General features: G+C 46.1%; 11 protein-coding genes and 1 pseudogene. 3 read left to right on the forward strand and 9 right to left on the reverse strand.

Annotated features, from left to right (window positions below):
- Positions 1–94: 94 nt before the first annotated feature.
- Positions 95–2239: a peptidase domain-containing ABC transporter gene (locus tag H6F98_RS13720; protein WP_192219257.1), complete on the forward strand. Its 2145-nt coding sequence runs from the start codon at positions 95–97 to the stop codon at positions 2237–2239.
- A gap of 23 nt (positions 2240–2262) precedes the next feature.
- Here H6F98_RS13720 and H6F98_RS13725 read toward each other — a convergent pair whose 3' ends face one another.
- From H6F98_RS13725 to H6F98_RS13735, 3 genes are all read right to left on the reverse strand, one after another.
- Positions 2263–2463, reverse strand: coding sequence for a hypothetical protein (locus H6F98_RS13725; protein WP_192219258.1), 201 nt, complete (start codon positions 2461–2463; stop codon positions 2263–2265).
- A gap of 82 nt (positions 2464–2545) precedes the next feature.
- Positions 2546–2731, reverse strand: coding sequence for a DUF4157 domain-containing protein (locus H6F98_RS13730; RefSeq protein WP_192219259.1), 186 nt, complete (start codon positions 2729–2731; stop codon positions 2546–2548).
- Positions 2732–2818: 87 nt separating this feature from the next.
- Positions 2819–3037, reverse strand: coding sequence for a hypothetical protein (locus H6F98_RS13735; RefSeq protein ID WP_192219260.1), 219 nt, complete (start codon positions 3035–3037; stop codon positions 2819–2821).
- A gap of 35 nt (positions 3038–3072) precedes the next feature.
- Between H6F98_RS13735 and H6F98_RS34065 the strand changes: the two genes are divergently transcribed.
- The gene (locus tag H6F98_RS34065) at positions 3073–3201 is read left to right on the forward strand and encodes a hypothetical protein (protein ID WP_277927574.1); all 129 of its coding nucleotides are present in this window, start codon (positions 3073–3075) and stop codon (positions 3199–3201) included.
- Between the two features lie 219 nt (positions 3202–3420).
- On the opposite strand, the gene H6F98_RS13740 is transcribed toward H6F98_RS34065, so the two are convergent.
- The 6 genes from H6F98_RS13740 to H6F98_RS13765 all read right to left on the reverse strand — a co-directional run bounded on the left by H6F98_RS13740 (position 3421) and on the right by H6F98_RS13765 (position 5951).
- The gene (locus H6F98_RS13740; protein ID WP_192219261.1) at positions 3421–3615 is read right to left on the reverse strand and encodes a hypothetical protein; all 195 of its coding nucleotides are present in this window, start codon (positions 3613–3615) and stop codon (positions 3421–3423) included.
- Positions 3616–3707: 92 nt separating this feature from the next.
- Positions 3708–3911: a hypothetical protein gene (locus H6F98_RS13745; protein WP_192219262.1), complete on the reverse strand. Its 204-nt coding sequence runs from the start codon at positions 3909–3911 to the stop codon at positions 3708–3710.
- A gap of 78 nt (positions 3912–3989) precedes the next feature.
- Positions 3990–4259, reverse strand: coding sequence for a hypothetical protein (locus H6F98_RS13750; RefSeq protein WP_192219263.1), 270 nt, complete (start codon positions 4257–4259; stop codon positions 3990–3992).
- 16 nt (positions 4260–4275) lie between these two features.
- A complete protein-coding gene (locus tag H6F98_RS13755) occupies positions 4276–4524 on the reverse strand; it encodes a hypothetical protein (RefSeq protein WP_192219264.1) in 249 nt (82 codons plus the stop codon).
- A gap of 104 nt (positions 4525–4628) precedes the next feature.
- Entirely contained in the window at positions 4629–4859 is a 231-nt protein-coding gene (locus H6F98_RS13760; protein WP_192219265.1) for a hypothetical protein, read from the reverse strand.
- A 195-nt stretch (positions 4860–5054) separates the two neighbouring features.
- Positions 5055–5951: a helix-turn-helix domain-containing protein gene (locus tag H6F98_RS13765; protein WP_199348462.1), complete on the reverse strand. Its 897-nt coding sequence runs from the start codon at positions 5949–5951 to the stop codon at positions 5055–5057.
- A gap of 133 nt (positions 5952–6084) precedes the next feature.
- Between H6F98_RS13765 and H6F98_RS33520 the strand changes: the two are divergent.
- Positions 6085–6207: pseudogene (locus tag H6F98_RS33520) on the forward strand (IS701 family transposase); the annotation flags it as partial.
- Positions 6208–6437: the final 230 nt, after the last annotated feature.

The following is a 6437-nucleotide window of genomic DNA, read 5'->3' on the forward strand; positions in this document are numbered from 1 at the left end:
CATTGGAGTTCAAGAACCCACCAGTCTTCCATTAGTCATTGCCACTCTTCCATCTCCTTGTCCTCCCCTGCCCCTCACCCCCGTTCCCTTCTCAATGAACTATCCACTCGTCCTCCAGCATGGTGAAGAAGACTGCGGTGCTGCGTGTCTTGCCACCGTTGCAAAATCCTACGGACGTACATTTGCCATCTCCCGTGTCCGCGAAGCTGTTGGCACGGGGCAGCTAGGGACAACATTGCTCGGATTGCGTCGAGGGGCAGAAACTCTAGGGTTTAACGCCCGTTCCGTGAAAGCAACCCCTCAATTACTCGATCGCCTTAATGAAGCTCCACTTCCTGCTATCATCCACTGGAACGGGTATCACTGGGTTGTTCTGTACGGGCGCAAGGGCAAAAAGTATGCCGTTGCCGATCCCGGTGTCGGAGTGCGCTATCTCACTCGCGAGGCACTAACGGCATCCTGGAGCAATGGGGTGATGCTGCTGTTGGTGCCGGATGAGAACCGCTTTTACGAACAGTCTAGCGATCGCATTGCTGGATTTGGGCGGTTTTTCCGTCGCGTCTGGCACTATCGCTCCCTGATTGCAGAAGTCCTGCCGTTAAATTTGGTCATCGGACTGCTATCTCTGGCATTTCCCTTGCTAATTCAGGTACTCACCGACGACGTATTAGTGCGGGGAGATACAGAACTGCTGGTGACGGTTGCGATCGCGGTTACTGTCATGACCCTTTTTAGCAGTTTGCTGCGCCTAATTCAAGCCAATCTAGTCGCTCATTTTGCTCAACGCCTAGAACTCGGACTGGCACTAGATTTTGGTCGCCAAATCCTGCAACTTCCCCTCAGCTATTACGAAGCTCACCGCAGTGGCGAGATTGTCAGTCGCTTAAGGGACATTCGGGAAATTAACCTGCTGGTTTCCCAGATGGTAACCAGTCTGCCCAGCGAGTCTTTTATTGCCTTGGTGTCCCTGGCGTTGATGCTGATTTATAGCTGGAAGCTTACCGCCGCCGCCGTGGGCGTAGCGTTCCTGATGAGCTTATCTACGATCGTTTTCCTACCTACCCTGCAACAAAAAACCCGCGATGTCCTAGTCACTGACACGGAAAACCAAGGGATTCTGGTTGAAACCTTCAAGGGAGCATTGACCCTAAAAACCACCAATGCCGCCCCTCAAGCTTGGGACGAACTGCAAAGTCGCTTCGGTCGGCTGGCAAATGTTACCTTCCGATTGTTGCAGATTAGCATTATTAATGGCGTATTTTCCTCCTTGGTGTCCGGGTTAGGTTCCCTCGCCATCCTCTGTTTTGGCAGCATCTTGGTGATTCGACAAGAACTTAGTATCGGTCAACTGCTAGCATTTAACGGCATGAATCGCAATTTCATAGCACTGATTAGTACTGTCATTAACTTTGTCGATGAATTCGCCCGCGCCCAAACCGCCACTCAACGCCTCACCGACATCATCGACGCGACACCAGAGGTTGGGGATAATGCGCCTCGCGATTGGGTCGATATTCCGGCTGATGCAGACATCACCTGCACGAATCTCAACTTCCACCATACTGGTCGAGTGGATTTGTTAAAAGACTTCTCCATCACTATCCCCGGCAGCAAAGTTACAGCTTTAATTGGCAAGTCTGGGTGCGGTAAGAGTACGCTGGCAAAACTGATTGCAGGACTTTATTCGCTGCAATCTGGCAACATCCGTTTCGGGCAGTACAATCAATCTGACCTAGCTTTGGAATGTCTGCGCCAGCAAGTCGTCCTTGTACCGCAAGAAGCTCACTTCTGGAGTCGCTCGATTATCAACAATTTCCGCTTCAGCTACCCCCAAGTGACCTTAGAGCAGGTGGTTAACGCTTGTCGGGTTGCTGGTGCTGACGAGTTTATCAGCGAATTGCCGGACAAGTATCAAACGGTGCTGGGGGAGTTCGGGGCGAATCTTTCTGGGGGGCAACGGCAACGATTAGCGATCGCGCGTGCCCTTGTCACCGACCCCTCCGTGCTAATTTTAGATGAATCCACGGGCGCACTCGACCCGGTAACGGAAGCGGAGGTACTCGATAAATTGCTAGCTCATCGTCGGGGCAAAACCACAATTATCATCAGCCACCGTCCTAGAGTAATTCAACGCGCTGATTGGATTGTGTTGTTGGATAAAGGCGAACTCCAGCTAACAGGTACCCCGGAAGAGTTAAGCCAACTTCCGGGGGAACATCTGGATTTTTTGAATCCGTAAACTAATTTCTTACATCATTATGGCTAGCAACCACCGATCGATTCTGGAACCCAGCAAGGGAAAGGGTTTGCGACGAAAGAGTTGGTAGGGGAAAGACTGGAGACTGCCGTGCCGCCGGAAATCATCTCTTGCCTTTGTTCGTTTAACTCAATGACTAGCTGATGTAATTCTTTGCCGTCTACGGCAAGCTTCGGTGAATTTTTAATCGGATGCTTGTACAACATCTTTCTACTCCTTTTTGATTTTTGAGGTTGTTCATTTAAAGTTAGGTAGTTCTTGCCTTGCCAAGGTAACTGGAGAAGTGGATTACACAAATATGAAAATTACCCTAGTTTGAGAAGAAGCCACAGAATCTCTTTGCTGACCCGCATGAGTCAACTCGTGTGATAGCAACTTCTGCCCGCTATTACCTCCTACAAGAGCGCTGGCATCATCATCCTCTATTCGCTGCCAGAGTATAGTTTTTTGCAGCACCGTCAGTTGTTTTTTCATCGGATTTTCTTTTTTCAACTCCTTCTCTGAGATTAGGATTGGGAATTAATAAAGGTGTATTCGTACACCCAGTGTTGAGCTTCACTTTTAAGCAAAAGGATTGGCAAAGAGTAGCACAGCAACTTTTGGCTTGGAATCGGTGTTATAGTCGGCTGGCAGTACATCAAGCAACTGAGGAACAGTGGTCACTGAACCACCTAACAATAATTCCTCATTTTCTTCGCTTAATGCCACCACTAGCTCTTGCAAAGGTGCAATATTCAAGGTGGGTTGCGCTGGATTATCACTTGGAAAATTGTCAAACATATTTGAACTCCTTTGGAAGTTTTGAACGATAAGTCTTGGTAGATGCTATTACCCAAGGGGTAGCGCTAAAAGCGATCGCACAAAAAATGCGTACATCTACCTTAGTTTGTGGGTTTATTCCTGGGTGGCCGAGTGACATCTCCAAATCTGATACTCCAAGCTAAACACCCCTCACCACCAGAAATTATTTCAGCTTGTCGCTCATCTAATTCGTGCCAAAGCGTGAGGTGTGATCGCTGACAGTTTGTAGTAGATTTTGGCGAATTATTTTGATTGCTAGACATTGTATTCTCCTAAAAACCTAATTGTTCTTCATTGCAAAAACTGTGGTTCTTGTGTACCCAATCAAACTCTTCACTACTTTCCAACGATGAGAAAGGTTTTCAAGCCAGTGTTAATAATAATGTGCCACGAATCTTTCCTTCTGCTTCTCCCTCTGCACTGAGTCGCGTCCGAAGAGTATCCCCGCCACTAAACGAGGTACCGCCTGAGAAGACTTCCTGGTTTCCTTCATCTAAATCCACCACAACCTCTTGCAATTGGGCAATCTCCAAGTTAGTCTGTGATGAATTCTTCATTGAAACCTCGCAAAACATTTTTACAACTCCTTTGTAATGTGCAAACGACAAGTTTTGATAGATGCGATCGCACGAATCAGTTGAACTGAGATTTATAAGAGGATGAAGGCAACTACAAGATCACTCGCAGCAGAAATTTGCCTGAAGTCCTTCGTGCTTGTAGCGTGTCTGCTACCTTCATTACCGCCAGAAATCATTTCTTGCTTCTGTTCGTTTAACTCGATGAATAGCTGATGTAATTCTTCGCTATTTATAGCAAGCTTGGACGAATGTTTAATTGGGTCTTTGTCAAACATCTTTCCACTCCTTTGTGACTTTTGAACTATAAGCTTTGGTCAATCCGATCGTTCGCGCTGAATGCAACACTTGACTACCTACCAGTCGTAGGATTTCAATCTAATCTTGATTTTCTCTCTTGCCGCAGCAGTCGGTACTACATCTGCAACGACAGGCAGATCGGAAGTATCAGTTTGAACACCTCCCGATAAAGATTCTTGCTCGGTTGCACTCAAATCTACCCAAGGCGTTGCATTATCAGTTTGAATTGCTTCTGAGTCAGGTTTAGGAAGTCGAGGGGAAACTCCCTCGTAAGTTTGCACGTCTTGACTCAATCGGGCAACATTTAAGGTGAGCGGCGATAACATCTTTCCACTCCTTTTCTTACATTAAAGTAGGGATACTACGAATCCCATAGTGGCGGGCTGTACTGGGCATCGAAGCAGACGCAGCAAAAAAAAGATGTTCGCCCTCTACTAATAGAGTAATATTCCCTCCTCGCGATCCAGATGAGTTACCACCTGATAATACTTCCTCGGTTTGTACATCTAGTTCGCAGACCAAGTTTTGCAATGATTCAACATCCAAACTAGGCAGCAATAAATTCTCAAATGAGGATTTACCCAACAACATCTTCTAACTCCTTGACAACTTCTGATTCTGTAAGTTTTGGTCGATGCGATTAACCCAAGGAATAGCGCTAAAAGCGATTGCTCAAATTAACAGCCAGAATCTATTCAGGAATGCTCCCGTTTCCACAGCCATTGGTAACTAACACTCAACGTGCGAGTCTCCGGATTCCATTGAACCGTCCACTTTCCACCTGCCGTTCTCACACCCCAAAAGGTTTGCGAGCCGGAAGAAAGTGTAGAATTACCAGCCGCGCCTCCCTGAACCAACTCCTCTTCGCTTTCACTCAACTCCGAACAAGCTGCTAACTTGCGATCGCTCAGTAAATTGCTAGCCATCTCTATACCTCCATGTTTCCTGCAAAAGTCGGCTTTTACCGTCAGTTGTAGTACCTATTACTCCTATCTCTGAAATTTATGCAAGCAATCCAAACTATCGAGATTGTTCAAATAACTAATTTTCCGTCTGACCTCAACCCTCGCAAATGCCAACTTGAATGTCTTGCACATTCATGCGGTTTTTGCACGTTATTGCTATAAGTTGAGAAAATTTTTAGGTGTCACCCCAGTTAAACGTTTGAAGTGGCGATTGAGATGACTTTGGTGGGTGAAGCCACAAGCGAGCGCAATTTCACTAAGATTCATTTTGCGCTGTCTCAATAGTTGCTTTGCCCGCTCGACTCGTTGTTGAATCAAATACTTGTGTGGGCTGAGTCCTGTGGACTGTTTGAAGACGCGAGAGAAATGGTAGGGACTCAGTTGTGCGATCGCGGCAAGTTCGTCTAAACTCAGTTCTCGGTTGAGATAATCATTGATATAGTCCATCACCAACTTCAGTTTATGTGCAGGGAGACCAGCTCTACAATCAATGTTTCTACGCCCTTGTGTGGAGCAATGTCTCAACAGATGCACGGCAAGCGCATTTGCCATTGTCTCTACATAAAGTCGTTCACTGCTGCCATTTGATCTCAATTCTGCCTCAAGTGCCAGCCCAATTTGCTGAATGAGGAAATCTTGAGTTGCAAGATGCGGCACTAATTCAAATCGCTCTATATTTAATAACTCCCATGCATTACGAGTTAACAATTCATTTTGCAGGCGGAGCACGAGAATATTAGCTTCTTTGTCCCAACGGAATGAGTGAGGCAAATGAATAGGACAAATTCCTACAGCACCCGCGAATACCTGTCCTGTTTGCAGACGCCCATCAATAATCCGCTCCAGTTGCAGGCTCTGCCCCATATTAATGTTAATTACATGGTGTTCGAGGGCATATTCCGGGGTTTCTCCCGGTGGCATCTGATAGCGTTCTAAGCTGATGTCACTCCATGCTTCTTTGTAGCTAGAGGGTACAGGTAACCAAGATGGAATTGGGGGCAAGACATTCTCATGGCTTGAACTAGCAACTGAAAGTTTTTCGTCTAGCATCATTAGCCTCAGTTGAGAGAGGGACAGTTTGACACCTTAGGTGTTACGTATCTATCAGTCCTAACCTTGACATTTTATGCACTACTACGCAATTTTCTTCGCGCTCAGTATTAACCCTCTCATCCTGACTTAAAATCGCAAGATTTTGGGAAATCGTTATAGGTTGAGGACATAGATTGAATATGGCTTTCGGCAATGCAAGCAAGAATTGGGTTGGACTGATTATTGCTTTACTAATTTCAATTACATTGAAAAGTGGTAGGAAACAATGTTTGGTGTTTATCCCTCTTCTGTCACTCTCCGAAAACTTTTGCCATTGCTGAAGTCTAGAACTAACCTATGGTAGGCGATCGCAGACTTTTTCCTTCATAGAAATTGATCCGAGTAGGGAAATTGCCAAAATTAGATGGGCAAACGCTGTATTCCCTAATACACCTCCTTTGTAGAAAATATTAATAATAGGAAAAACCGGAGAGTGACAGAAGAGGG

The sequence above is a fragment of the Microcoleus sp. FACHB-SPT15 genome (genome assembly GCF_014849525.1).
In the GTDB taxonomy this organism is placed as follows: domain Bacteria; phylum Cyanobacteriota; class Cyanobacteriia; order Cyanobacteriales; family Coleofasciculaceae; genus Symplocastrum; species Symplocastrum torsivum.

Excerpts from the sequence above, each read along its gene's own strand:
- H6F98_RS13745 (WP_192219262.1), bottom strand. The coding sequence starts at position 3,911 with ATGTTTGACAAAGACCCAATTAAACATTCGTCCAAGCTTGCTATAAAT.
- H6F98_RS13760 (WP_192219265.1), bottom strand. The coding sequence starts at position 4,859 with ATGGCTAGCAATTTACTGAGCGATCGCAAGTTAGCAGCTTGTTCGGAG.
- H6F98_RS13765 (WP_199348462.1), bottom strand. The coding sequence starts at position 5,951 with ATGATGCTAGACGAAAAACTTTCAGTTGCTAGTTCAAGCCATGAGAAT.
- H6F98_RS13725 (WP_192219258.1), bottom strand. The coding sequence starts at position 2,463 with ATGTTGTACAAGCATCCGATTAAAAATTCACCGAAGCTTGCCGTAGAC.
- H6F98_RS13730 (WP_192219259.1), bottom strand. The coding sequence starts at position 2,731 with ATGAAAAAACAACTGACGGTGCTGCAAAAAACTATACTCTGGCAGCGA.
- H6F98_RS13750 (WP_192219263.1), bottom strand. The coding sequence starts at position 4,259 with ATGTTATCGCCGCTCACCTTAAATGTTGCCCGATTGAGTCAAGACGTG.
- H6F98_RS13755 (WP_192219264.1), bottom strand. The coding sequence starts at position 4,524 with ATGTTGTTGGGTAAATCCTCATTTGAGAATTTATTGCTGCCTAGTTTG.
- H6F98_RS13740 (WP_192219261.1), bottom strand. The coding sequence starts at position 3,615 with ATGAAGAATTCATCACAGACTAACTTGGAGATTGCCCAATTGCAAGAG.
- H6F98_RS13735 (WP_192219260.1), bottom strand. The coding sequence starts at position 3,037 with ATGTTTGACAATTTTCCAAGTGATAATCCAGCGCAACCCACCTTGAAT.
- H6F98_RS13720 (WP_192219257.1), top strand. The coding sequence starts at position 95 with ATGAACTATCCACTCGTCCTCCAGCATGGTGAAGAAGACTGCGGTGCT.